At 73.7% G+C, this 23,627-nt stretch carries 23 protein-coding genes; 13 read left to right on the top strand and 10 right to left on the bottom strand.

Annotated features, from left to right (window positions below; genetic code table 11):
- Positions 1–190: 190 nt before the first annotated feature.
- The 3 genes from dhaK (at position 191) to SL103_RS13135 (ending at position 2,311) form a co-directional block, all read left to right on the top strand.
- Positions 191–1,183 (top strand): dihydroxyacetone kinase subunit DhaK, encoded by a 993-nt coding sequence (gene dhaK, locus SL103_RS13145; RefSeq protein WP_069569029.1) that lies wholly within the window; start codon positions 191–193, stop codon positions 1,181–1,183.
- A gap of 94 nt (positions 1,184–1,277) precedes the next feature.
- On the top strand, positions 1,278–1,889 hold the full coding sequence (gene dhaL, locus SL103_RS13140) for a dihydroxyacetone kinase subunit DhaL (RefSeq protein ID WP_244303901.1): 612 nt from the start codon (positions 1,278–1,280) through the stop codon (positions 1,887–1,889).
- Positions 1,886–2,311: a PTS-dependent dihydroxyacetone kinase phosphotransferase subunit DhaM gene (locus SL103_RS13135; protein WP_069569028.1), complete on the top strand. Its 426-nt coding sequence runs from the start codon at positions 1,886–1,888 to the stop codon at positions 2,309–2,311. Before dhaL ends, SL103_RS13135 begins: the two co-directional genes overlap by 4 nt.
- 34 nt (positions 2,312–2,345) lie before the next feature.
- Here SL103_RS13135 and SL103_RS13130 read toward each other — a convergent pair whose 3' ends face one another.
- Positions 2,346–3,164 (bottom strand): SAM-dependent methyltransferase, encoded by an 819-nt coding sequence (locus tag SL103_RS13130; protein ID WP_069569027.1) that lies wholly within the window; start codon positions 3,162–3,164, stop codon positions 2,346–2,348.
- A gap of 858 nt (positions 3,165–4,022) precedes the next feature.
- Here SL103_RS13130 and SL103_RS38655 point away from each other — a divergent pair.
- Both SL103_RS38655 and SL103_RS13120 read left to right on the top strand, forming a co-directional pair.
- Positions 4,023–4,184 carry a hypothetical protein gene (locus SL103_RS38655; RefSeq protein WP_244303900.1) on the top strand — a complete coding sequence of 54 codons (162 nt, stop codon included), beginning with the start codon at positions 4,023–4,025 and terminating at the stop codon, positions 4,182–4,184.
- Positions 4,185–4,187: 3 nt separating this feature from the next.
- The gene (locus SL103_RS13120; protein ID WP_069569026.1) at positions 4,188–4,946 is read left to right on the top strand and encodes a hypothetical protein; all 759 of its coding nucleotides are present in this window, start codon (positions 4,188–4,190) and stop codon (positions 4,944–4,946) included.
- 7 nt (positions 4,947–4,953) lie between these two features.
- On the opposite strand, the gene amaB is transcribed toward SL103_RS13120, so the two are convergent.
- The 3 genes from amaB to SL103_RS13105 all read right to left on the bottom strand — a co-directional run bounded on the left by amaB (position 4,954) and on the right by SL103_RS13105 (position 9,308).
- On the bottom strand, positions 4,954–6,510 hold the full coding sequence (amaB, locus tag SL103_RS13115; protein ID WP_069569025.1) for an L-piperidine-6-carboxylate dehydrogenase: 1,557 nt from the start codon (positions 6,508–6,510) through the stop codon (positions 4,954–4,956).
- 93 nt (positions 6,511–6,603) lie between these two features.
- Positions 6,604–8,079 carry a 2-oxoadipate dioxygenase/decarboxylase gene (gene hglS, locus SL103_RS13110; protein WP_079145720.1) on the bottom strand — a complete coding sequence of 492 codons (1,476 nt, stop codon included), beginning with the start codon at positions 8,077–8,079 and terminating at the stop codon, positions 6,604–6,606.
- Positions 8,080–8,114: 35 nt separating this feature from the next.
- A complete protein-coding gene (locus tag SL103_RS13105; RefSeq protein WP_069569024.1) occupies positions 8,115–9,308 on the bottom strand; it encodes an NAD(P)/FAD-dependent oxidoreductase in 1,194 nt (397 codons plus the stop codon).
- A gap of 239 nt (positions 9,309–9,547) precedes the next feature.
- Here SL103_RS13105 and SL103_RS13100 point away from each other — a divergent pair, with 239 nt between their 5' ends.
- Both SL103_RS13100 and SL103_RS13095 read left to right on the top strand, forming a co-directional pair.
- Entirely contained in the window at positions 9,548–10,468 is a 921-nt protein-coding gene (locus SL103_RS13100) for a LysR family transcriptional regulator (protein ID WP_069569023.1), read from the top strand.
- Positions 10,469–10,569: 101 nt separating this feature from the next.
- Complete coding sequence (locus SL103_RS13095) at positions 10,570–11,778, top strand: sialidase family protein (protein WP_069569022.1); 1,209 nt, start codon at positions 10,570–10,572, stop codon at positions 11,776–11,778.
- 108 nt (positions 11,779–11,886) lie between these two features.
- Here the strand turns inward: SL103_RS13095 and SL103_RS13090 are convergent, their stop codons facing one another.
- Positions 11,887–12,294, bottom strand: a complete 408-nt coding sequence (locus SL103_RS13090; RefSeq protein WP_244303899.1) for an STAS domain-containing protein — start codon at positions 12,292–12,294, stop codon at positions 11,887–11,889.
- Positions 12,295–12,587: 293 nt separating this feature from the next.
- Between SL103_RS13090 and SL103_RS13085 the strand changes: the two genes are divergently transcribed.
- The 5 genes from SL103_RS13085 (at position 12,588) to SL103_RS13065 (ending at position 17,715) form a co-directional block, all read left to right on the top strand.
- Positions 12,588–13,349, top strand: a complete 762-nt coding sequence (locus SL103_RS13085; protein ID WP_069569020.1) for a DeoR/GlpR family DNA-binding transcription regulator — start codon at positions 12,588–12,590, stop codon at positions 13,347–13,349.
- A 194-nt stretch (positions 13,350–13,543) separates the two neighbouring features.
- Entirely contained in the window at positions 13,544–14,923 is a 1,380-nt protein-coding gene (locus SL103_RS13080; RefSeq protein ID WP_069569019.1) for an ABC transporter substrate-binding protein, read from the top strand.
- A complete protein-coding gene (locus SL103_RS13075) occupies positions 14,904–15,881 on the top strand; it encodes a carbohydrate ABC transporter permease (protein ID WP_069569018.1) in 978 nt (325 codons plus the stop codon). The genes SL103_RS13080 and SL103_RS13075 overlap by 20 nt, the downstream gene beginning before the upstream one ends.
- Positions 15,878–16,726, top strand: a complete 849-nt coding sequence (locus SL103_RS13070; RefSeq protein ID WP_069569017.1) for a carbohydrate ABC transporter permease — start codon at positions 15,878–15,880, stop codon at positions 16,724–16,726. Before SL103_RS13075 ends, SL103_RS13070 begins: the two co-directional genes overlap by 4 nt.
- On the top strand, positions 16,723–17,715 hold the full coding sequence (locus SL103_RS13065) for a zinc-dependent alcohol dehydrogenase family protein (protein ID WP_069569016.1): 993 nt from the start codon (positions 16,723–16,725) through the stop codon (positions 17,713–17,715). Before SL103_RS13070 ends, SL103_RS13065 begins: the two co-directional genes overlap by 4 nt.
- 6 nt (positions 17,716–17,721) lie before the next feature.
- Here the strand turns inward: SL103_RS13065 and SL103_RS13060 are convergent, their stop codons facing one another.
- Genes SL103_RS13060 through SL103_RS13045 form a run of 4 tightly spaced genes read right to left on the bottom strand, consistent with a single transcriptional unit; the run spans position 17,722 to position 22,215 of the window.
- Complete coding sequence (locus SL103_RS13060) at positions 17,722–18,195, bottom strand: NUDIX domain-containing protein (protein WP_069569015.1); 474 nt, start codon at positions 18,193–18,195, stop codon at positions 17,722–17,724.
- The gene (locus SL103_RS13055; protein WP_069569014.1) at positions 18,185–19,744 is read right to left on the bottom strand and encodes an ATP-dependent DNA ligase; all 1,560 of its coding nucleotides are present in this window, start codon (positions 19,742–19,744) and stop codon (positions 18,185–18,187) included. Before SL103_RS13055 ends, SL103_RS13060 begins: the two co-directional genes overlap by 11 nt.
- Positions 19,745–19,794: 50 nt before the next feature.
- On the bottom strand, positions 19,795–21,192 hold the full coding sequence (locus SL103_RS13050; protein WP_069569013.1) for an FAD-binding oxidoreductase: 1,398 nt from the start codon (positions 21,190–21,192) through the stop codon (positions 19,795–19,797).
- 30 nt (positions 21,193–21,222) lie between these two features.
- The gene (locus SL103_RS13045) at positions 21,223–22,215 is read right to left on the bottom strand and encodes an antibiotic biosynthesis monooxygenase (protein ID WP_069569012.1); all 993 of its coding nucleotides are present in this window, start codon (positions 22,213–22,215) and stop codon (positions 21,223–21,225) included.
- Between the two features lie 112 nt (positions 22,216–22,327).
- Here SL103_RS13045 and SL103_RS13040 point away from each other — a divergent pair, with 112 nt between their 5' ends.
- Positions 22,328–22,894 (top strand): nucleoside deaminase, encoded by a 567-nt coding sequence (locus SL103_RS13040; RefSeq protein ID WP_069569011.1) that lies wholly within the window; start codon positions 22,328–22,330, stop codon positions 22,892–22,894.
- 139 nt (positions 22,895–23,033) lie between these two features.
- On the opposite strand, the gene SL103_RS13035 is transcribed toward SL103_RS13040, so the two are convergent.
- Entirely contained in the window at positions 23,034–23,603 is a 570-nt protein-coding gene (locus SL103_RS13035; protein WP_069569010.1) for a TetR/AcrR family transcriptional regulator, read from the bottom strand.
- Positions 23,604–23,627 lie beyond the last annotated feature (24 nt).

Here is a 23,627-nt window from a genome sequence, read left to right as displayed (position 1 = left end):
CGTCCGGTACGGGCGCTGACCGCTCGTCAGGGCGTCGGCGCCGGGCCGGGAGCGGTCCCGCCGTACCCCGCCCGCCCCGGTCGCCGCGGACCGTCCCACCGAGAACATCCGACATCTGCTCCAGATACCTGCTCCAGACCTGGGAAGGCACAGGTCAGGGCTCGACCGCCCATCTCACCAGGAGGTACTCATGAAGATGCTGATCAACGTCGCCGAGACCGTGGTCGCCGACGCCTTGCGCGGGATGGCCGCGGCGCACCCGGAACTGGTGGTGGATGCCGAGAACCGGGTGATCGTACGGCGGGACGCGCCGGTGGCGGACAAGGTGGCGCTGGTGTCCGGGGGCGGGAGCGGGCACGAGCCGCTGCACGGGGGGTTCGTCGGGCCGGGGATGCTGGACGCGGCGTGCCCCGGGGAGGTGTTCACCTCGCCGGTGCCGGACCAGATGGTGCGGGCCGCGGCGGCCGTGGACAGCGGGAAGGGGGTGCTGTTCGTGGTGAAGAACTACACGGGCGACGTGCTGAACTTCCAGATGGCGGCGGAGCTGGCGGAGGACGAGGGCATCCAGGTCGCCAGTGTGCTGGTCAATGACGATGTGGCGGTGAACGACTCGACGTTCACGGCGGGGCGGCGCGGCACGGGGGCGACGCTGTTCGTGGAGAAGATCGCCGGGGCGGCGGCCGAGGAGGGGATGCCGCTGGAGCGGGTGGAGGCGCTGGCGCGACAGGTGGTGGAGTCCTCGCGCAGCTTCGGGGTGGCGCTCAGCGCCTGTTCGACGCCGGCGAAGGGCAGCCCGACGTTCGATCTTCCGGCCGGTGAGCTGGAGTTGGGGGTGGGGATCCACGGTGAGCCGGGGCGGGAGCGGCGCGCGATGATGACGTCGCACGAGATCGCGGACGTCGCGGTGGACGCGGTCCTGGAGGACCTGGATCCGCGGCTGCCGGTGCTGGTGCTGGTGAACGGCATGGGGGCCACGCCGCTGCTGGAGCTGTACGGGTTCAATGCGGAGGTGCGCCGGGTGCTGGACGAGCGGGGCGTGGCGGTGGCCCGTACGCTCGTCGGGAACTATGTGACGTCGCTGGACATGGCGGGCGCCTCGGTGACGCTGTGCCAGGTGGACGGGGAGCTGCTGCGGTTGTGGGACGCACCGGTGGAGACGCCCGGGCTCCGCTGGGGACGGTGAGAACCGTCGGCGTCCGGGGGTTCGTCCGGTGTCCGGCGGGGAAGCAGTGCCGGCGTCGTCGATCAATGAGCTAACGACCGAAGGAGAGTAGCCCGTGTCCGAAACGGCCCTGGATGCCGCGTTCTTCGTACGCTGGATGACGGCCGCGGCCGCCGCCGTCGACCGGGAGGCGGAGCGGCTCACCGAGCTCGACTCGGCCATCGGTGACGCCGACCACGGCACCAACATGCAGCGTGGCTTCGCGGCCGTGGTGAAGGCCCTGACCGAGGGCGAGGCCCCGGCGACGCCCGGCGCCGTGCTGACCGCGGCCGGGCGGCAGCTGATCTCAAGTGTGGGCGGAGCGGCCGGGCCGCTGTACGGGACGCTGCTGCGGCGGGCCGGGAAGGCGCTGGGCGACGCCGCGCAGGTGTCGGCGGAGGAGCTGCGGGCCGGGCTCAGCGCCGGGGTGGACGCGGTGGGCCAGCTCGGCGGTTCGGCGCCCGGTGACAAGACGATGCTCGACGCGCTGGTGCCGGGGGTGGCGGCCCTGGAGACCTCGTTCGAGGCGGCGGCCGCGGCGGCGGGGGACGGTGCGGTGGCGACCGTACCGCTGCAGGCCAGGAAGGGCAGGGCGAGCTACCTGGGCGAGCGCAGCATCGGGCACGAGGACCCGGGCGCGGCCTCGTCGGCGCTGCTGCTCGCGGCGCTCGCGGAGGTGGCGGCGTGAGCGCGGCGGACGCGGCCGGCGCGTCGCTGGTCGGGGTGGTGCTGGTGTCGCACAGCGGCCCGGTCGCCGACTCGGTGGCGGCGCTGGCGCGCGGGCTGGCCGGGGCGGACGCGGGGGCGCCGGTGGCGTCCGCGGGCGGCACGCCGGACGGTGGGCTGGGGACGAGTTCGGAGCTGATCGCCGAGGCGGCGCGGAGCGTGGACCGCGGCGCCGGGGTGGCGCTCCTGGTCGACCTGGGCAGCGCGGTGCTGACCGTCAAAGCGCTGATCGCCGAGGGCGACGAACTCCCGGAGGGCTCGCGGCTGGTGGACGCGCCGTTCGTGGAGGGGGCGGTGGCCGCGGTGGTGACCGCCTCGACGGGGGCGGATCTGGACGCGGTCGCGGCGGCTGCCGGGGAGGCGTACGGCTACCGGAAGGAGTGACCGCGGCGGGCGACTTCCCCGGGCGCCGCCCCGCTCAGGGCTTGCGGGCCAGGCCCGCGTAGCAGGCGGCCTCCGCGTCGGTGACGTGGGTGGCGTCCTCCGGGCGGTCGGGCCGCCACTGGTGGGAGAGGGTGACGCCCGGGTCGAGCAGCTCCCAGCCGTCGAAGAAGCGGAGGAAGGCGGCGCGGGAGCGGAACTGCAGGACGGTCCCGGCGTCCGCGTAGATCTCGTTGATCTTCCCCATCGCCTCGGGGTCGAAGTCCGCCGTGGCGTGGGTCATGGCGAGGACGGAGCCGCTGGGGAGTGCGTCCTTGAGGGTCTCGACGATGGCGTGCGCGCGGTCCCGGCCGTCGTCGGTGACGAAGTGCATCAGGGCGTTGAGGCTGAGCGCGACCGGGCGGGTCAGGTCGAGGGTGTCGCGGAGCCGGGGGGCGGCGAGGATGCCCTCGGGGTCGGTGACATCGGCCTGGACGTAGGCGGTGCGGCCCTCGGGCGTGCTGAGCAGGAGGGCCGCGGCGTGCGCGAGGACGATGGGGTCGTTGTCGGTGTAGACGACCCGGGCGTCGGGGGCGACGCCCTGGGCGATGTCGTGGAGGTTGGGGCCGGTGGGGATGCCGGTGCCGATGTCGAGGAACTGCCGCAGACCGGTTTCGGCCAGGAAGCGGGTGGCGCGGTGCATGAACTCGCGGTTGATGCGGGCGGCGACCAGCGCGGCGGGGAAGACGCCCAGCACGCTGCCGGCGGCCATCCGGTCGGCCAGGAAGTTGGTCTTGCCGCCGAGGAAGTAGTCGTAGATCCGGGACGAGTGGGCCCGGTCCAGCTGTAGGTCCACCACGGTCTCGTGCTCGCTCATCGTCCGCTGCCTCCCCGGTACGGCGTTCCGGTCGCGGCCCCGACGAAGGGGCGCACATTCAGGGACCGTGCGCCCCCGATGCACAACATGCCATGGTGTGCCCGGCTGGGGAAGCACTGCCCGATACGCCCCGGATCATGCGGGGCGCACGTCCGACAACCGTCGTGACAGCGCACGCCGCCCGGTGCCACGGTTCCTCATATGACATTGTCACGGGTAGTCACATGAATACGGAGCGAAAGATTTTTGTGCCCCTCGTGCCACAAACGGGGCCGTTTTCCTGTTCATTGGAGGGTGAGGGCAAACCGCCCTCCCGCTGCCACCGGCGCCTCGGGGCCCGGCCAGCGGTGCACGGCAAACGGAACGAGGACTGCTCGTGAGCGCAGACCGGGACCGACTTCTGCCGGCGTGCGCCCCGGCGCACGCCGATAGCGCGGAGTTAGCCGCACTCGCCCGCTGCCCACCCCGGCCCTTCGTACCGGCCTCGTCCGACCGCCAGCTGTCCATAACCTTCGAGGCGTTCCTCGCCACGCACGCCCGCAAGTGGCTGACCTACGCCTACCTCCACACCGGCAGCGAGGCCGCGGCCCGCGAGGTCACGCTGGCGGCCTACGAGCAGCTCGGGCAGCTGTGGGCGCACGCGCTGCGGCAGGCGTCGGTGGAGGCGTACGCGTGGTCGGTGCTCAAGGAGCGGGTGGTGGAGTGGCTCTACGACCACCAGCAGCCCACCGCGCTCACCGAGACCGCCGCGTTCGCCGTCGTCACGCAGGCCCTGCTGCGCGAGTGCCAGCAGCAATTCGCCATGCTGGAAAGCCAGTTGGGGCTCTACGCGGCCATCGCCAGACTGCCGGAGCGGCAGTGCGACGTGATCGTGCTGCGGCACGTCTCGGCTACAGCGACGCCCAGATCGGCGCGCTGCTCGGCGTCGACGAGGTCTCCGTCCGCTCCTACGCGAGCCGCGGCAAGCGCAAGCTGGCCGCGGCGCTCGGCATCGATCAGGGAAACTTCAGGGGGAACTGAACCATGGCGCACCACCGTCCGGCCGGCCGCCGGGAGACCGTCGAGACGCTGCTCAGCGCCGCCGCCGCGGTGTCCGGCATCGAGGGCCTGGCCGGTTTCTGCGATCTCGACGACACGGGGGCACTCGGCGGCCTCGAAGCGCCCGCCGGGCCCGCGCGGGACGGCGCGGCAGCCCGGGCAGCGGGGGTGGCGGTGCTGCCGGCCCGCACCGACCGCGGGGCGCCCAGCGCCTACCCCAGCGCCCGCGACGAGGCCACCCATGAACTCCAGCTGGCCTGTGCGCTGGTCGTCAACGCCGCGGCGGCCGCCGCCAGCCTGGAGCGGCTGGTCAACGACCACCACATCGACCCCGAGGGCGCGCTGGTGTTCGCCTGTCTGCTGCACATCACCGGGCGCGACGACGCGGCGCACTTCTGGTGGCACTTCGGCGCGGGGGCCGGCAGCCGGACCGCGGCCTACTGCCTGTACCTCTCGCACCGCCGCAACGGCGAGTACCGCGACGCCGCCTACTGGCGGGAGCAGGCGGCGCACGCCCCCGACGAGGAGCGCCGGTCCACGGCGGCGTTCGACGAGCGGCAGTTGCTGCCGGACGCGGCCCGGCACAACCTCCTCGTGCAGTGGCACAGCGGGCTCGCCCCGACCTTGCCGACGGCCCTGGAGAACGTGATCAACCGGCTCGTGGTGGACAGTGACGACGAGGACTTCGGGGAGATCCCGCGCCCCTCCCCCACCCTCGTCCAGGACCTCGGCCGGCCCACCTGAGCGGTTCTCACAGGAAGTTGACACCCTGGGCGAGCGGGAGGTCGGCGGAGTAGTTGACGGTGTTGGTGGCGCGGCGCATGTAGGCGCGCCAGGCGTCGGAACCGGACTCCCGGCCACCGCCGGTCTCCTTCTCGCCGCCGAAGGCACCGCCGATCTCCGCGCCCGACGTGCCGATGTTGACGTTGGTGATACCGCAGTCGGAGCCGTCGGCGGCGAGGAAGCGTTCGGCCTCGCGCAGGTCACCGGTGAAGATGCTGGAGGACAGGCCCTGCGGGACGTCGTTGTTCAGGGCGACGGCCTCGTCGAGGGTGCGGTAGGTCAGGGCGTACAGGATGGGCGCGAAGGTCTCGGTGCGGACGATGTCGGTCTGTTCGGGCATCCGGACGACCGCCGGCCGGACGTAGGCGGCGTCCGGCGCGGCGTCCGCCAGGCACCGCTCGCCGCCGGTCAGCAGCTTGCCGCCGGCACGCTGCGCGGCGGCCAGCGCCTCGGACATCGCCGTGTGGGCGGCCGGGCTGACGAGCGGGCCGACGAGCGTGGCCGGGTCGAACGGGTCGCCCAGCGGCAGCTGCCCGTAGGCGTGCACGACGCGTTCCAGGAGGCGGTCGGCGATGTCCTCGTGGACGATCAGCCGGCGCAGCGTGGTGCAGCGCTGGCCGGCGGTGCCGGCGGCGGAGAAGACGATGCCGCGGACGGTGAGGTCGAGGTCGGCGGAGGGGGTGACCACGGCGGCGTTGTTGCCGCCGAGTTCGAGCAGGCAGCGGCCGAAGCGGGCCGCCACCCGGGGCGCGACCTGCCGGCCCATGGCGACCGAGCCGGTCGCGCTGACCAGCGCCACCCGGGGGTCGTCGACCAGTTGCCGGCCGCACTCCCGCGCGCCGAGCAGCAGCCGGTGCACCCCGGCCGGCGCGGCCACCTCGGCGGCGGCCCGGGCGAGCAGTCCGTCGCAGGCCAGGGCGGTGAGCGGGGTCAGCTCCGACGGCTTCCACACGACGGTGTCGCCGCAGACCAGGGCGACGGCGGTGTTCCAGGACCACACGGCGACCGGGAAGTTGAAGGCGGAGACCACCCCGACCACGCCCAGCGGGTGCCAGCTCTCGGAGAGCCGGTGGCCGGGGCGTTCGCCGGCGATGGTGCGCCCGTAGAGCTGGCGGGACAGGCCCACCGCGAAGTCGCAGATGTCGATCATCTCCTGGACCTCGCCGAGCGCCTCGGAGCGGATCTTGCCGGCCTCGATGGTCACGAGGTCGGCGAGGTCCTCCCGGTGGGCGGCGAGGAGTTCCCCCAGCCGTTTGACCAGTGCGCCGCGGCGCGGGGCGGGCACGGTGCGCCAGTCCTGGAACGTGCGGTGCGCCTCGGCGATCGCCGCGTCGGCCTGTGCGGGGGTGGTGGCGGCCAGGCGGGCCAGGACGCCACCGGTGAGGGGCGTACGGGCGGGCACGGCCCCGTCGGCCGGTGCCGGGTACGCGTCGAGGTCGACGCCGCAGCGGCCGAGGGCGGCGGCCGCGCGGGCGCGCAGGTCGGCGGTGCCGGGGAGCTGGGGGGCGGGGGTGGCGGCGGGCATGGCGGGCTCCTCGGGGTGGTGGGCGGGTGACGGTGCCGGATGACGGGTGTCCGGGGGCGGGGCGGCCGGGGACGGGTGGTCAGGGCCCGGTGATCACGGGCGGTCCGCGGTGGTGGTGCCGGGTGCGGTACCGGTCGGTTCGGTTTCGGCCGGTTCGGTGTCGATCAGTTCGCCGTGGTCCAGGGCGCGGAGCGCCGCGCCCGCCTGGAGGGTGAACAGCGCCTGCCGCAGCGAGCGGTCCTGCTGCCGGGCGTACAGCGTGAACGGGTCGTGCACCGGGCGGCCGAGGGCCTCGGCGAGGCGGTGCGCGTCGAACGGGGTGCCTGCCAGTTCGGCGTCGCGGGTGCCCTCGCCGGTCAGGTTGGAGCGGAAGATGCCGGCGGCGGAGCGGGGCAGGAAGTCCTCGTAGACGACGGGGTGCGCGGTGAGCCATCCATGGGTGAGCAGCCCCGTCAGGTCGGCGGGCGGGCACCGGCCGTCCCGGGGCCGCCCGGCCACCGGTCGGTAGGTGAAGAACGCCTGGTGGCTGACCGCGAGTTGGTGTTCGGTGCCGGGGAAGCCCCGTTGCCACAGGCTGCGGGCCGTCTCCTGCCGGTCGACGTCCGGGCGCAGCGCGGTCCGGCGGTCCGTCTCGGCCATGAGGTGGTCGTAGCGTGCCCGGCCCGCGCGGGTCAGGGCGATGCCGCGCGCCTCGACCTCGCCGAAGCGGACCCGCAGCGAGCCGGGGGTGACGCCGCCGTCGGGTTCGCGGAAGGCGCGGGGCTCGGCCAGCGCGCGGAAGGAGGTCTGGCGCAGCAGGACGTCGGGGCCGTCCCAGCGCGGTGGCCCCTGGATCCGGTCGATCATGGTGATGCCGCGCTCGCCCATGCGGCGGTAGAGGGCGTCGATGTCCAGGACCCGCGGGGTGAGGTGGTTGATGTGGGTGGCCGCGACTCCCCCGATGTCGGCGGCGACGGCGGAGACCCGTTCCAGTTCCGCGTACCAGGCGCGGTCGACGGGCTCCGCGGAGAGTTCGAACGCGGCGACCGCCTGGGTCAGGAAGCGTTCGGCCTGCTCGGCGGGGAGTCCGGCGTCCGCCTCGGCGCGTGCGGCGAGGCGGAGGAGTTCGGGCGGGAAGAGCTGCCGGCGGGCGAGGAAGGCGTCGAGCCGGGATTCCAGGTCCGGGTCGAAGAAGCGGCGGTCGCCGGTGGTCAGCAGCGAGGTGAAGACCCGGAAGGGGTTGCGGTCCAGTTCCTCGGGGTCGGTCGGCCGGAAGGCGGTGGAGACGACGGGTACCGCGCCCTCGCCGTCGCGCAGGTCGTAGAAGCCCACCGGGTGCATGCCGAGCGCGGCGAAGATCTGGGCGGCCTGGCGCAGTTCCTCGGGGGTGCCGACGCGGATGGCGCCGTGGCGTTCGGCGGTGACCCGGTCGATGCTGCCGAACCGGGCGGCGTCCGGGTCGCGGGCGGCGACCTCGTCGTTGACCTGTCCGGCGACCTCCAGCAGCGTGGTGTACGCGGGGACTTCGGTGCCGTACATGGCGGACAGCCGCTGGGCGAACGCGGCGCGCAGTTGCCAGGTGGGGACCATACGCAGCTCCGGGGCGGGGTGGTGGGCGGACGGGGTCAGATGATGTGGGCCTCGGGGCGGGCCGCGTGCGCCTCGCCGTCGAACCGGGTGGCGGCGAGCGGACCGATGTCGAGGAACGGTTCGCGGCCGAGGTAGAGGTCGCGGACCAGCTCTCCCACGGCGGGGGCCTGCAGGAAGCCGTGGCCGGAGAAGCCGGTGGCGTACAGGAACCGGCCGGGGCGGGCGGCCTCGCCGATGAGCGCGTTGCGGTCGGGGGTCATCTCGTAGAGGCCGGCCCAGCCGCCGACGACCGGGAGGCGGGCCAGCTCCGGCGCCCGGCGGGCCGCGGCGGCGCGGAACGGGTCCAGCCATTCGCGGGTGAAGTCCCTGCCGAATCCCGGCTGTTGGCGGGGGTCGGAGAAGCCCATCAGCAGTCCGCCGGCGCCGTCGTCGTGGAAGTAGAGGGTGGAGTCGAAGTCGAGGGTGAAGGGGATGCGGGGCGGGGCCGGGTGCAGCGGGCCGGTGAAGGCGATCTGCCGGCGCAGCGGGGTGACGGGCAGGTCGACGCCGGCCATCGCGCCGATGGCGCCGGACCAGGCGCCGGCGCAGCAGATGACAGTGTCGGTGCGGACGGTGCCGTGCGGGGTGCGGACCGCCCGCAGCGCGCCGTCGGCGGTGTCGAGGGCGGTGACCGGGCAGTGGCTGCGGACGGTCGCGCCGAGCCGGCGGGCGGCGCGCAGGTAGCCGGTGACCGCGGCGCCGGGCAGCGCGTAGCCGTCGGTGGGTGACCAGGCGGCGGCGACGATGCCGGCCGGGTCGAGGTAGGGGCACAGGTCGTGGGCGGCGCGCGGGGTGAGCAGGCGGCTGGGCACGCCGTGGGCGTTCTGGGTGTGGACCCCCTCGGTGAAGGTGGCCAGTTCGCGGTCGTCGCCGAGGAGGAAGAGGTAACCGACCGGTGTGAGGCCGACGTCGGCGCCGGGCCGCCGGGCGAAGTCCCGCCAGGCGTCCAGGCTGCGCAGGCCGAGCCGGATGTTGAGCGGGTCGGAGAACTGGGCGCGGACGCCGCCGAGGGGTTTGCCGGACGAGCCGGACGCGGGGTGGTCGCGCTCCAGCAGGAGGACGCGGGCGACGCCCGCCTCGGCGAGGTGGAACGCGATGCTCGCCCCGATGACGCCGCCGCCGATGATCACGACGTCGGCCTGCTCGGGGAGGGGGGCCGGGGCTTCGGCCGGGGCCGTGGTGGGAGTCATCCGGGCCGCCTTCCCGTCCGCTTGTTCCGGACGGAGTGGGAGAGGACGCGGGGACACGAGCGGTGGTGCGGGCTCCGGTGCGGCGCCGTGCACCGGTGGTGATGCTGCCGGGCGGACACGGGCCGCGTCCATGCACAGTTGCTGGACGCGATCTGTTAAGGGTTCTGGGCGTCAGAGGGGTTTGGCAAGGAGGCGCACGGGGGCGGGGTGGTGCGCCGCCGCGTGGGTAGGGTGCGGCCATGGAACTGCCGGCCGTGCAGCTCAGGACGCTGCTGGAGCTGACCCGCAGCGGCACGATGACCGCAGCGGCCGCGGCCCTGGGCTACACACCGGGCGCGGTGTCGCAGCACATCGCGGCGCTGGAGCGGGCCACCGGCGCGGAGCTGGTGCGGCGGACCGGGCGGCGGGTGGCGCTGACCGACGCCGGGCACACCCTCGCCGTGCACGCGGAGCGGATCCTGGCGGCGCAGGCCGAGGCGGTGGCGGCACTGGAGCGCGGCCGGGGCGAGCTGCGGGCGCGGCTGCGGCTGGGGGTCTTCGGTACGGCGGCGGCCGTGCTGCTGCCGCCGGCGCTGCGGCGGCTGGGCGCCCGGCACCCGGGGGTGCGGGTGGAGAGCCGCGAGGTGGAGGTGGACCAGGCGTATGCGGAGGTGTGTGCCGGGCGGGTGGAGCTGGCGCTCGGGCTGGACTACCCCGACGCGCCGCTCGTCCGGGACGGCGCGGTGGAGTTGGTGCGGCTGCGCTCCGAGCGGTTCTCGCTGGCGGTGCCGGACGGCCGGCCGCCCTGGGACGCGCGGGCCGGGTGCGCGGGCGCGGCTCCGGTGTCGCTCGCGGAGGTCGCCGACTGCGACTGGATCCTGCCGGCGGCCGGCTCGTACTACGGGCAGGCGGTCCGTGCGGCGTGCCGGCGGGCCGGTTTCGAGCCGCGGGTGGCGCACGAGGTGACCGACACCGCGACCTCGCTGGCGATGGTCGGTGCGGGGCTGGGTGTGGCGCCGCTGACGGAGCTGATGCTGCGGCTGCGCTCGGCGGGCATCGCCGCGGTGCCGCTGCGGGAGCCGGTCGTCCGGCACGTCGTGGTGGCGGTGGGGGCCGAGGCGCGCCGGCGTCCGTCGGTGGCGGCGCTGATCGACGCGCTGCGGGAGGACGCCACGCCGTAGGGGACGCTGCGGGTCACCCCGACGGGGCCGTCCGGCGGGCCCGTCACGGCCCGGACGCGCACCCTGGAGCCGCCCCCATCGCGTCCCGCCCGGAGGTATCGGTGACGGCCGTCCGCCCCCGCACACTGGCCGCGCTGATCGGCGCCGGCCTCGGTCTGTGGTCCGTCCTGCCGGTGCCGGCGGCCGCGCCGCGCCCGGCGGCACACCGCGCCGCCGGGCGGTCGGCCCTGTTCGAGAGCACCGATCTGGCGGTGTCGGGGCAGGGCGCGCACACCTACCGCATCCCGGCGCTGGCGACGCTGCCGGACGGCACCCTCCTCGCGGCCTACGACCGGCGCAACGACAGCGCCGCCGATCTGCCGGGGAACGTGGACGTGATGGTGCGGCGGAGCACCGACAAGGGGCGTACCTGGAGTGCCCCGCGGGCGGCGGTGGACTACGACGGCGGGGTGGGCGCCGGCGATCCGAGCCTGCTGGTGGACCGGACGACCGGCCGGGTCTTCCTGTTCCACGCGTACGCGCCCAGGGGCGTCGGGTTCCGCAGCGCCGGGGCGGGCAACGCACCCGACAGCACCGGCGTGCTGCACACCGACTACAGCCGTTCCGACGACGGCGGCCGCCACTGGCACCACCGGCGCCTCACCCGTGTCCTCAAGGACCCTTCCTGGCGCGGCATCTTCGCCTCGTCCGGCGCCGGCAGCCAGCTGGCGGGCGGCCGGCTGCTCCAGCAGTACGCGTTCCGCAAGGCCGACGGCAGCATGTGGGCGGCCGGCGCGTACAGCGACGACCACGGGGCGAGCTGGCACCTGGGGAGGCCGGTGGGGCCGCGGATGGACGAGAACAAGACGGTCGAACTGGCCGACGGGCGCGTCCTGCTCAACAGCCGCACCGGCAGCGTCCGCAGACGGCTGGTCGCGCACTCCCGCGACGGCGGGCTGACCTACAGCGCCCCGGCGGTCGACGACGCGCTGATCGACCCGGGCAACAACGCCTCGCTGCTGCGCTACGACCCGACGGCGCCGGCCCGCCTGCCGCGCGCCCACTGGCTGCTGTTCAGCAACACGGCGAGCACCCGCGCGCGGGAGAACCTCACCGTGCGGGTGTCCTGCGACGACGGGGTGACCTGGCCGCTCGCCCGGACCGTGACGCCGGGCGCGGCGGCCTACTCGACGCTGACCCGGCTCACGGACGGCACGTTCGGGCTGCTCTACGAGTCCGGGCCCTACCGGAAGCTCACTTTCGCCCGGTTCGACGGCGGCTGGCTGGGGGTCAGGGCGTGTCCGGCGGGACGGGGGCCGGCCCGGCCATGATCCATCCGGCGTGTTCCGGCCGCCCGGCGTCCTGGTCCTCCCGCCTGCCGACCGTACCCGCGCCTCGGAAGTACCGCGTTCCGGTCGTCATCCGGGTGGCCCGGCGCTTCACACGGACGGGTCCTCCGCCGCGGGCGGCCAGGTCGGGCGGCTGCCGTCGGGGACGGCGGCCAGCGCATGCCCGACGGTGGGGTAGCAGGAGAAGACGTTCAGGGACTGGGTGCCGATCAGCAGCCGCAGCATCCGCACGCCGAGCGACGCCAGCAGCAGCCGGCCCTCCAGCCGCCGGCACAGCCACTCCAGGGCCAGCAGGCAGCTGAGCCCGCGGGAGTCGCAGAAGCGCAGGGCGGTCAGATCGAGCACGAGGAAGCGGTGGCCGGCCGACACCACCGACCGGGCCTCGGCGAGAAAGTCCTGTTCGGTGCGGAGGTCCAGCTCCCCGCTGACCCGCAGCACCGCACACTCCTCCGCCTGCACGATCGCAGTGACCGCCAACGACCGCATCTCCGAGCTCATGCCGTCCAGACTAAGCGCCGTGGCGCACCGCACCACCGCGGTGACCCGTCGGCGGGCGAGCGGCGGGCTCCTGGGGGGGCCGCGGACGCGGTCACGGAGCCGTACGGGCGGCCGCGCGGCCCACGGGCCCGCGATTGCGGTCCGAAAGCGGGCAGAAACGGGCAGCTTTTCTGCGGTAACGGGCAGCCGTGCGCAGGGTCTCGCTTGCTATAAACCTGAGGCGGGCGGAAACGGGCAGTCCCGTGACCGAACGGAAGTCGGGAAACACCCAGAAATCGGGCAGGAGTGAACGCATGAGGGCTGAGGAACGCCAGCACCGCATCCTCGCACTCGCCCGGCAGTCCGGCCGGGTCGAGGTCGCCGACGCCGCGTCCGAGTTCGGAGTGGCCCGGGAAACGGTCCGGCGGGATCTGAGCGAGCTGGAGCGCCGGGGCCTGATCCGGCGCACGCACGGCGCGGCGTATCCCGTCGAGAGCGCCGGTTTCGAGACCACGCTGGCCCGCCGGGAGACCCAGCAGGTGGCCGAGAAGCGCCGGATCGCCGCGGCGGCGGCCGCGCTGGTGGACGAGGCCGAGACGGTGTTCGTCGACGAGGGCTACACCCCGGAGCTGGTCGCGATGCTGCTGCCCACCGACCGCCCGCTGACCGTGATCACGGCGTCGCTGCGCACCGCGTCACTGGTCTCGGCGTCGGAGTCGGCGACCGTCCTGCTCGCCGGCGGGCGGGTCCGCTCCGGTACGCAGGCGACGGTGGGCTCCTGGGCCCGGGACATGCTCGCCCGGTTCGTGATCGACCTGGCGTTCCTGGGGGCGAACGGCGTCTCCCGCGAGCACGGTCTGACCACCCCCGATCCGGCGGTCGCCGAGGTGAAGGAGCAGGCCGTCCGCTCCTCGCGGCGACGGGTGCTGGTCGGGGTGCACAGCAAGTTCGGCGCCAGCAGCTTCTGCCGGTTCGCCGAGGTGAGCGACTTCGACACGATCGTCACCGACGCGGGGCTGTCCGCGCCGGAGGCCCACCGCTACTCCCTCCTGGGGCCGCAGGTGCTCCGGGTCTGATCCGGGTGGGGCCGCCCGGACGACCGGCCCCGTACGACCGTCCCTGCCACCTCCACAGCCGCCGCACGAGGCCGACCCCCCCGGCCGTCGCGCGGTCCCCGGCCGTACCCGCGGCACGACGCCGCATGTCCGGCCATGAGCGAGATATCACCCCATCCCGCGACACCCGTACCGTCCCCAGAGAGGCAAGAGCCGTGAGAGCAAGATCCCCCGGAGCGGGCCGCGGCCCCCGCGCGAGCGCGCTGACCGCCGTCGCCCTGGCCCTGTCGCTGTCCGCCACCGGCTGCTACCGCGGCGCCGGCGACGCGGGCAACGACGACGGCCGGAGCATCAATGTCCTGATGGTCAACAACCCGCAGATGGTGGACCTGCAACGGCTGACCGCCGAGCACTTCACCAAGGACACCGGCATCAAGGTGCACTTCACCGTCCTGCCGGAGGACGACCTGCGCGACAAGATGAGCCAGGACTTCTCCAGCCAGGCCGGGCAGTACGACGTGGCCAGCCTCAGCAACTACGAGACGCCCATCTACGCCCGCAACGGCTGGCTCGCCCCGCTCGGTGAGCGCGCCGCCAAGGACCGCGCGTTCGACCAGGGCGACATCCTGCCGCCGCTCCGTTCCTCCCTCACGGCCGCCGACGGCAAGATCTACGCCGAGCCGTTCTACGGCGAGTCCTCGTTCCTGATGTACCGCAAGGACCTCCTCAAGGCCGCCGGGCTGACCATGCCGGCCCACCCCACCTGGCACCAGGTCGCCGCGGCGGCGGCCGAGTTGGACGGCAGCCGCAAGGGCCTGAAGGGCATCTGCCTGCGCGGCCAGCCCGGCTGGGGCCAGCTGGCCGCCCCGCTGACCACCGTCGTCAACACCTTCGGCGGCACCTGGTTCACCAAGGACTGGCGGCCCGGGGTGGACAGCCCGGAGTTCACCCGGGCCACCCGGTTCTACGTCGACCTGGTCCGCAAGCACGGCGAGGCGGGCGCTCCGCAGGCCGGCTACACCGAGTGCCTCAACGACATGCAGCAGGGCAACGTCGCCATGTGGTACGACGCGACCGCCGGCGCCGGTTCGCTGGAGAGCGGTGAGTCCAAGGTCGCCGGCAAGGTCGGCTACGCCCCCGCGCCGGTCGAGCGGACCCGCGACGCGGGCTGGCTGTACACCTGGGCGTGGGGCGTGCAGAAGGCCAGCACGCACCAGGACGCGGCGTGGCGGTTCATCCGCTGGGCGTCCGGCAAGGGCTACGAGCGGCTGGTGGGGCGCGAGCTGGGCTGGTCGAGGGTGCCCGGCGGCAAGCGGGCGTCGCTCTACCGCGACCCGGAGTACCTGAAGTCCGCGGGCGCGTTCGCCACCGCCACCAGGGACGCGATCAGCTCGGCCCGGCCCGACAGTCCCGGCGTGCAGCCGCGCCCGGCGCCCGGCATCCAGTTCGTCGGCATCCCGGAGTTCTCCGACCTGGGGACCAAGGTGTCCCACGAGATCAGCGCGGCCATCGCCGGCAAGCAGAGCGTGCCCGAGGCCCTGGCGAAGAGCCGGCGACTGGCGCAGGAGGTGTCCGATGTCTACGCAAACCACTGAGCCGCCCCGGGGCACCGCGGCCGGGCCGGCCGGCCCGGCGCCCGCCGCCCGGGCCCGCCGCACCGGACGGGCCAAGGACTGGGCCCGCCGGGCGCCGCTGCTGCCCGCGCTGGTCTTCCTCGTCATCGTCACCCAACTGCCGTTCGTGGCCACGGTGGTGATCTCCTTCACCCGGTGGAACGCGCTGGCCCCCGACAACCGCGGCTTCGCCGCCTTCGACAACTACCGGGCCGTCTTCACCGATCCGGCGATGCGGTCCTCGGTGGGCACCACGGTGCTGCTGACCGTGACCGTGGTGCTGGTCAGCCTGCTGCTGGGACTGGGCCTCGCGCTGCTGCTGGACCGCAGCTTCCGGGGCCGGGGCATCGTACGGACCCTGCTGATCACGCCGTTCCTGGTGGTGCCGGTCGCCTCCGCGCTGCTGTGGAAGCACGCCCTGTACAACGCCTCGTACGGGCTGCTCAACGGCGTACTGACCTGGATATGGCGGCTGTTCGGCAGCGACAGCCCGCCGCAGCCGGACTGGATGACCGACTCGCCGCTGGCCGCGGTCGAGGTGTCACTGATCTGGCAGTGGACGCCGTTCATGATGCTGATCCTGCTGGCCGGTCTGCAGAGCCGGGCCGGCGACGCGATCGAGGCGGCGCGGATGGACGGCGCCTCCGCCTTCGACGTCTTCCGCTACCTGACCCTGCCGCACCTGCGCCGCTACCTCGAACTGGCCGCGCTGCTGGGCACCGTGTACGTCGTCCAGAACTTCGACGCGGTGTTCACCATCACCTCCGGCGGCCTGGGCACCGCCAACCTGCCGTACACCATCTACCAGACCTTCTACCAGGCCCACGACTACGGACGGGCGTCCGCGCAGGGCGTCGTCGTGGTGCTGTGCTCACTGGTCGTGGCCACCTTCGCGCTGCGCACCGTGTCGTCCCTGCTGCGCGAGGAGGTCACCCGATGAGCGTCATGACCACGGCTCCGCGCCGGCGGCGGACCGGCGGTGCGCTGGGCCTGGTGGCCTGGCTGTGCGGGATCGCCTTCTTCCTGCCCGTCGCCTGGATGGTGCTGACGTCGTTCCACAGCGAGACGGACGCGGCGACCAACCCGCCGAGCGTCGGCGCCGGACTGAGCCTGCACGGCTACCGCGAGTTCTTCGGCGGGGGCGGTGGCATCAGCCCCTGGCCGCCGCTGATCAACTCGCTGACCGCCTCGGTGGTTTCCACGCTCCTGGTGCTCGCCCTGGCGGTCCCGGCCGCCTACGCGCTGGCGATCAAGCCGGTACGCAAGTGGAGCGACGTGTTGTTCTTCTTCCTCTCCACGAAGATGCTGCCGCTGGTGGCCGGGCTGCTGCCGGTCTATCTCGTCGCCCAGAACGCCGGGATGCTCGACAGCATCTGGCTGCTGGTCCTCCTCTACACCTCGATGAACCTGCCGATCGCGGTGTGGATGATGCGCTCGTTCCTCGCCGAGGTGCCGGTGGAGATGCTGGAGGCCGCCTCGATCGACGGTGCGGGGCTGACCACCACGCTGACCCGGATCGTGGCGCCGGTCGCCATGCCCGGCATCGCCGCCACCGCCCTGATCTCCTTCATCTTCAGCTGGAACGAGCTGCTGTTCGCCCGGGTGCTGACCGGGATCGTGGCCGGCACCGCGCCGGTGTTCCTGACCGGACTCGTCACCAGCCAGGGCCTGTTCCTGGCCAAGGTGTGCGCCGCCGCCACCGTCATCTCCCTCCCGGTGATCGTCGCCGGGTTCGCCGCCCAGGACAAACTCGTCCAGGGCCTGTCGCTTGGAGCCGTGAAATGAAAGCCGCAGTGATCAGCGCCCCCGGCAAGGTCGAGGTCACCACCGTCGAGGACCCCACCCCCGGCCCCCGCGAGGTCGTGGTCTCGGTCGCCGCCTGCGGGCTGTGCGGCACCGATCTGCACATCCTCCAGGGCGAGTTCGCGCCCACCCTGCCGGTCGTGCCGGGCCACGAGTTCGCCGGGACCGTCGTCGCCACCGGCAGCGCGGTCACCGAACTCGCCGAGGGCGACCGGGTGGCCGTCGACCCCTCCCTCTACTGCTACGAGTGCCACTACTGCCGCCTCGGCCGCAACAACCTCTGTGAGCGCTGGGCCGCGATCGGCGTGACCACGGCCGGCGGCGCCGCCGAGTTCGCGGTCGCCCCCGTCGCCAACTGCGTCAAGCTGCCGGACCACGTACGCACCGAGGACGCGGCACTGATCGAGCCGCTGTCCTGCGCCGTCCGCGGCTACGACATCCTGCGCTCCCAGCAACTGGGCAGCCAGGTCCTCATCTACGGCTCCGGCACCATGGGCCTGATGATGCTGGAACTCGCCAAGCGCACCGGCGCGGCCGGCGTCGACATCATCGACATCAACCCCGGGCGGCTGGCCACCGCCCGCGCGCTGGGCTGCAGCAACGCGGCCGGCTCGGCGGACGAGCTGGACCGCCCGCGCGGCTGGGACGTGGTCATCGACGCCACCGGCAACGAGCGCGCCATCCAGGACGCGCTGGGCCGGGTCGGCAAGGGCGGCACCTTCCTCCAGTTCGGCGTGGCCGACTACGCGGCCCGCGCCACCATCGAGCCGTACCGCATCTACAACCAGGAGATCACCATCACCGGTTCGATGGCCGTCCTGCACAGCTACGAACGCGCCGCCGAGCTGTTCGCGGCGGGCGTTCTGGACCCGGAGGTCTTCATCAGCGACCGGCTCCCGCTGGACCGTTACGCGGAGGCACTGACACGGTTCCGGGCCGGGGAGGGACGCAAGATCCAGGTACGGCCGTGAGCCGGCTCAGCCGTCGCCGGAGACGTGGTCCAGCAGCCGTTCCAGGAACGCCCGCTGGCCCTTGATCAGGCGCTCCCCGGCCGTCTCCGGGGCGAACCACGCCACCTTGTCGATCTCCGGGAAGCTGCGGAGCACCCCGGAACCGCGCGGCCACTCCATCTCGAAGGTGCCGGGCTCGATCCGCTCCGGATCGAGGTCGCCCTCGACGGCCCAGACGGTCACCACCTTGCCGCCCGACTGACGGACGTCCCCCAGGGGCACGTACCGCCCGTCGGGCGGCGGCATGCCCAGCTCCTCCTCGAACTCCCGGCGCGCCGCGTCCAGCGCCTCCTCCGGAGGGACGTACTCCCCCTTGGGGACGGTCCACGCCCCGGTGTCGCGCCGGGCCCACAGCGGCCCGCCCATGTGCGCCAGCAGCACCTCCACGCCGTCCCCGGAGCGGCGGTGGAGCAGCAGCCCGGCGCTCCGCCTACCCGCCATCGGTCCGCTCTCTCCCGGGGTGCGCGGCGAGCACGCTCTCCACGGTGTCCGCCTCCGCCGCCGTCTTGTCCTCCCGGTAGCGCACCACCCGGGCGAAGCGGAGGGTCACCCCGGCCGGGTAGCGCGAGGAGGTCTGCAGTCCGTCGTAGGCGATCTCCACGACGAGTTCCGGACGCACCGTCACGACATGGTCGTCGTCGGCCACCGCGAGCTGCCGGAACCGTTCGGTCTGCCAGTCCAGGGTGACGTCGGTGAGGCCCTTGAAGGTCTTGCCCAGCATGACGAAGCCGCCGTCCGGTCCGCGCGCGCCGAGGTGGAGGTTGGACAGCTTCCCGGTGCGCCGCCCGTGGCCCCACTCCGCGGCGAGCACCACCAGGTCGAGCGTGTGCACGGGTTTCACCTTCAGCCAGGCGGCGCCCCGGCGGCCGGCGCTGTAGGGGGCGTCCAGCGCCTTGACCACCACGCCCTCGTGGCCCCGGCGCAGGGTGCGGGCCCAGAACTCCTCGGCGGCGGCGCGGGCCCCGGCGTCGGAGGCGTCCTCGACGACCAGGCGGCGTACCCGCTGCGGCTCGGGGACCAGCCGCGCCAGTTCCGTGTGCCGCTGTGCGGTGGGCAGTTCCAGCAGGTCGCGGCCGTCGACGGACAGGACGTCGAAGAAGACCGGGGAGAGCGGCAGCGCGGCCTGCGCGGCGGCGACGTCGACCCGCGAGCCGAAGCGGCCGGCGACGCGCTGGAAGGGCACCGGCCGGCCCTCGGCGTCCAGGGCGATCACCTCGCCGTCCAGGATGAAGCGTGCGGCGGGCAGCGCGCGGGCGGCGGCGGTGACCTCGGGGAGGCGGTCGGTGACCTCCTCCAGCGTGCGGGTGTGGATGTGGACCTCCGGCCCGTCCCGGTGCACCTGGACGCGGATGCCGTCGAGCTTCTCCTCGACGGCGCAGGCGCCGAGCTTGTCGACCGCCTCGGCGACCGACGCGGCACTGTGCGCCAGCATCGGCCCGACCGGCCGGCCGACGGTCAGCCGGAACGCGGCGAGCGCCGCCGGCCCCTCGGCGAGCAGTGCCCGCGCGACGTCCTGCAGTGCGCCCGCCAGCATCACCGCCCGCCGTACGTCGGCGGCCGGGGCCCCGGTCGCCTCGGCGAGCCCTTCGACGGCGAGGGCGTCCAGCGCGCCCTGCCGCACCTCGCCGGTGAGCAGCCCGATCAGGAACCGCTGTTCCTCGGCGGTCGCCGCGGCCAGCAGTGCGCGCACCAGCCGGCGCCGCTCGCCCTGCGCCCCGGCGCCGGAGACCCGGGCCAGGCCGGTCAGCGCGGCGTCGACGTCGCGGACGGTCAGCGTGGGGTCCCGGGCCGGCGGCACCGGCTCGCGCAGCACGCTCCAGCCGACGCCGATCCGGCCCTGGGGAAGCCGCCCGGCGAGGTACGGGATGACCACCGGCGCGTCCTCGGGTGCGGCGTCCCGGAACAGCCCGGCGAGCAGCGCGGTCTTCCGCGAGCGCGCCGAGGTCGCGGCGACCCGTGCCGACACCTCTGCCAGTTCGGCGAGCAGCATAGGGCCATGGTGCCCCGGCGGGGCCGTCGCCGCCCACCCGGCCGCCGTGGTCAGGGGGTGAGGTAGGAGTGCAGGAGGTGGTGCGGGTCCCAGCGGTCCCGGACGTCCCGCAGGCGGTCCCAGGTGGCGGGCGGGTAGCTGTGCCGGGCCCGCTCCCGGCCTGCCTCCAGGTCGGTTTCGGCGATGTAGTGCCGGCCGTCGCCCAGCGGGTCCACGGCGGTCATCGCCTCCCGCAGCCAGCGGCCCTGGGCCGCGTCCTCGGCCGGGTCGTGCCAGATCGCGTAGCAGACGAGGTAGGACGTGCCGAGCGGGGCGAAGGCCATGGACCGCAGGTGCGCCGGGTCCTCGGAGACCGGCTGCACGGGTGCGAGCACCAGGGACGCCGGCGAGGGGGCACGGGCCACCGCGTCGGCGATGCGGGTCAGCTGCGTCCGGTAGCTGTCCGGGGACCACAGGGTGTCCGCCGCGTACCGGTGGCCGGGTGGCCAGACCGCCGCCGCGCCCTCGTGCAGGGCGGCGTACGAGGTCGGCGCGGGCGGCCGGCCGGCGACCGCGAGGTCGTCGAAGGGGCAGTCGGCGAACGGCGCGAGCACCTGCCGGGCCTGCGCCGGTGAGGCCGCGAAGGCGGTGGCGGCGACCGTGATCCGGGGCCCTGCGGGGGCCGAGGACGTCGCCGGGCCGGCGGCGGTCAGCACGAAGGCCGTTTCGACGTACGGCGGGAGCCGGCGTGCGAGCGGCTCCGCCCACTGCGTGACCCGCGCGGTCTCCGCCAGCGGAAAGGTGCGCGCGGTCGCCATGAGGGCACCGGGGTGCGGGTGCAGGGCGAGCCGGAAGCGGGTGAGGACGGCGGCGAAGCCGGGTCCGGCGCCGCGGGCGGCCCAGAACAGGTCGGGGTGCCGGGTCTCGCTGCAGTCGACGGTGCGGCCCTCTGCGGTGACCGCGCGGATCTCCAGGACGTCAGCGCAGGAGGCGCCCCAGGCCCGGGAGTTCCAGCCGAGGCCGCCGCTGAGCAGGAAGCCGCCGACCGCGACGGTGGGGCAGTGGCCGACCGGGAAGGCCAGGTGCTGCGGGGTGAGGGCGGCCACCAGGTCCTGGCCGGTGACGGCGGGCCCGACGGTGGCGGTCGCCGGTGCGCTGCCGGTGGCGGGGTGCACGGTGCACTCGTCGAGCCCCGACAGGTCGAGCAGCAGCGCGTCGTCGCGCAGCGGTGCGCCGGACCAGTTGTGCCCGCCGGAGCGGACGGTCAGGCGGAGCCCGTGGGCGCGGGCGTAGGTGACGGCCTGCCGGACCTCGTCCTCGGAGCCGGCCCGGACGATGGCCCGGGGGTGGCGCGGCGGTGTGCGGGCGTTCCACACCGCGCCGGCCCGGGCGTCCTCGTACCCGTCGTCGCCGCGCCGGATCAGCGAGCGGTCGACGGCGGCCGGGTCTGTCGGTGTCCCTCGGCGCATGGGTCCTCCTCGGCGCCCGGACGGCGGTGGTCAGTGCGGGAGCAGTGCGTGGGTGATCAGTCCGAAGACGGCGAGGCACAGCAGGTAGCCGAGCACCACCAGGAGCGCGCCGACGACGTGCACCCGGCGGCCGCCGGCGCGGGCGGGCACCAGCCAGAAGGCCAGCGCCCTGTTCACCAGCGGCATCAGGAGCCAGGTCAGGGCGCTGACGCTGAGTATGTTGCTGAGGAACAGGCCCAGGTATACGGGGACCTTGAGGGTGTCGAGCTCGTGCCCCAGGGTCAGGGTCAGCACCATGACCGTGGGATACAGCGCCAGCAGCACCGACATGGCCTGCTTCCAGTTGGGCGGGACCCCGCCGCCCGGCCCGCTGTCGAAGCGGAACCAGCCGCTGAACGCCGAGCCGACGGTCCGGACGTCGTAGGACGAGAAGTAGGCGTCGCCCTCCTGCAACAGCGCCCGGCGGGTGTCGGATTCGAGCCAGTCGTCGAGGTGTTTCCGGGAGTCGAAGCGGAAGACCACGACCCAGTGCTTCTGGACGTCCTCGACCGGCTTGAAGAGTTCGGAGCCCATGTAACCGGGCATCTTCTCCTGCGCCTTGAGCGCCTTGGTCTGCCACTGCAGGAACTGCTGCTCGCGCCCCGGCCGCACCTCGTGCGAGATGACGGCGGTGACGGTCTCGGCGGCCTGATCGGCGGGGCTGCCACCGCGCAGCACCTCCAGGGACGGGGGCCCCTCGAAGAGTTCCCGGGCCTCGTCGAGCAGTTCCCGGCGCCGCCCGGAGTCCAGCCAGGCCGTCAGGTGGTCGACACCGGAGAAACGGAAGACGGCCACCCATTCGTGCGGGTCCCCGGCGCCGGGCGGGTAGACCTCCGCCGCCATGAAACCGTCGAATTCGCTGGCGGCCGTGTTGGTCCGGTCCTGCCAGCGCTGGTACTCCTCGGCGCGGCCCTCGCGCACCTTCTGCGAGGTCACGACGGTGGCGTGATCAGCCGTGGGATCACGGCTTGCACGTGCACTCACCTGGAGTAGCGTAGTACATAGGCAATTTATAGGGCAAATGGGGCGGTTGGCCGATCCGGGGGCACGACGACAGCTGCCGCGAGTGCATCGCATGCCGAACGGAGACTCCGCAATGGAACACAAGGAACTCATGGCCGAGGCGGTACGGCTGGCCACGGAATCCGTGGAGAACGGCTGGGGCGGCCCCTTCGGCGCGGTGATGGCACGCGACGGCGAGATCATCGCCCGCGGCCAGAACCGCGTGCTGCTCACCGGTGACCCGACGGCACACGCCGAGATCGAGACGATCCGCAAGGCGTCGCTGTGCCTCAATCCTGAGGCACCGTCAATTGCCGTGGAGCGCCACAACGAGAGCACCCTGGAGTACGTGCCGCGTCCGCCCGGCTCCCCGGACCCCGTTCCCGAGCGCGCCCGGATGCTGCAGGGCTGCTCGATCTACATCAGCGGCGCGCCCTGCCCGATGTGCATGAGCGCCATCTATTGGTCGCGGATGGACGCGGTGTACTTCAGCTGCGCCCTGGAGGACACCCGGAGGATCGGCTTCGACGACTCGTTCCAGTACGAGGACTTCACCAAGCCGCTCGAAGAGCGCCGCATCAAGGTCGAGCAGATGTACCCCGAGCTGGGCGCCAACGCCTATGCGGCCTGGACGAACCGGCCGGACCGGCACGCGTACTAGGACCCGTCTCCCCACGAGGCCACCCCGTTACGGCCCGGGGTATCAGCGGAGCGGGCAACTCCCGCTCCAGGCCAGTGAGTTCACCACGACGTACCACGACACCATGACCCACCACCAGGACGACCTTTGAAGCCGGACCCTAGCGCTCGGCTCCGGCCGCGCGCACTTCGGCGAGCGCTTGCCGTGCCAGCGGGCCGAAGCCCTCGCTGTTGTCGGTGTCGATCCACTGATCGTAGGCGATCTCCCAGACGAGCATGCCCAGTTTCGCGGCCACGCGCGCGGTCCGGCCCGGGACTCCGCGGCGATGGAGGGCCTCGATCAGAGAGTCGGTGAGGTCGATCCGTTTCAGGGCTTCGCGTTCACGCAGTTCCGTATGGGCGTTCAGCACGGCCTGGCGCCGGCCGCTGAACTCGCGGCGGTCGGCGGTGAAGAACGTCCGGCCGAGCGCATCGAGAGCGTCCGCCACCGCGTCGAGCGGCCCGGCCGCCGGCGGCGCCGAGGCAATCCCTTCGACGAGCAGACCGGTCACCGCGCCCCTGCCGAAGAGCACCTCGCGCTTGTCCGGGAAGTACCGGAAGAACGTGCTCTTGGTGAGCCCCGCGCGCTCGGCGATCTCGATCACGGTCGTGTTCTCGTAGCCGCGCTCCTCGAAGAGGTCGAGGGCTGCGGCGGCGAGTCGTCCTGGTGCGTCGGGTTGCCAGCGAGCCATGGGAGCAGTGTACGGGACTTGGTC

The organism is Streptomyces lydicus (genome assembly GCF_001729485.1).
GTDB classification, from domain to species: Bacteria; Actinomycetota; Actinomycetes; order Streptomycetales; family Streptomycetaceae; genus Streptomyces; species Streptomyces lydicus_D.
Note: the sequence above shows the minus strand (reverse complement) of the source record. Positions and strands in the feature narration are given on the sequence as shown.

Bases quoted from the DNA above. Each gene is read 5' to 3' on its own strand.
- dhaK (WP_069569029.1), top strand. From the start codon at position 191: ATGAAGATGCTGATCAACGTCGCCGAGACCGTGGTCGCCGACGCCTTG.
- SL103_RS13130 (WP_069569027.1), bottom strand. From the start codon at position 3,164: ATGAGCGAGCACGAGACCGTGGTGGACCTACAGCTGGACCGGGCCCAC.
- SL103_RS13120 (WP_069569026.1), top strand. From the start codon at position 4,188: ATGGCGCACCACCGTCCGGCCGGCCGCCGGGAGACCGTCGAGACGCTG.
- amaB (WP_069569025.1), bottom strand. From the start codon at position 6,510: ATGCCCGCCGCCACCCCCGCCCCCCAGCTCCCCGGCACCGCCGACCTG.
- hglS (WP_079145720.1), bottom strand. From the start codon at position 8,079: ATGGTCCCCACCTGGCAACTGCGCGCCGCGTTCGCCCAGCGGCTGTCC.
- SL103_RS13105 (WP_069569024.1), bottom strand. From the start codon at position 9,308: ATGACTCCCACCACGGCCCCGGCCGAAGCCCCGGCCCCCCTCCCCGAG.
- SL103_RS13100 (WP_069569023.1), top strand. From the start codon at position 9,548: ATGGAACTGCCGGCCGTGCAGCTCAGGACGCTGCTGGAGCTGACCCGC.
- SL103_RS13090 (WP_244303899.1), bottom strand. From the start codon at position 12,294: ATGAGCTCGGAGATGCGGTCGTTGGCGGTCACTGCGATCGTGCAGGCG.
- SL103_RS13085 (WP_069569020.1), top strand. From the start codon at position 12,588: ATGAGGGCTGAGGAACGCCAGCACCGCATCCTCGCACTCGCCCGGCAG.
- SL103_RS13075 (WP_069569018.1), top strand. From the start codon at position 14,904: ATGTCTACGCAAACCACTGAGCCGCCCCGGGGCACCGCGGCCGGGCCG.
- SL103_RS13070 (WP_069569017.1), top strand. From the start codon at position 15,878: ATGAGCGTCATGACCACGGCTCCGCGCCGGCGGCGGACCGGCGGTGCG.
- SL103_RS13065 (WP_069569016.1), top strand. From the start codon at position 16,723: ATGAAAGCCGCAGTGATCAGCGCCCCCGGCAAGGTCGAGGTCACCACC.
- SL103_RS13060 (WP_069569015.1), bottom strand. From the start codon at position 18,195: ATGGCGGGTAGGCGGAGCGCCGGGCTGCTGCTCCACCGCCGCTCCGGG.
- SL103_RS13055 (WP_069569014.1), bottom strand. From the start codon at position 19,744: ATGCTGCTCGCCGAACTGGCAGAGGTGTCGGCACGGGTCGCCGCGACC.
- SL103_RS13050 (WP_069569013.1), bottom strand. From the start codon at position 21,192: ATGCGCCGAGGGACACCGACAGACCCGGCCGCCGTCGACCGCTCGCTG.
- SL103_RS13040 (WP_069569011.1), top strand. From the start codon at position 22,328: ATGGAACACAAGGAACTCATGGCCGAGGCGGTACGGCTGGCCACGGAA.
- SL103_RS13035 (WP_069569010.1), bottom strand. From the start codon at position 23,603: ATGGCTCGCTGGCAACCCGACGCACCAGGACGACTCGCCGCCGCAGCC.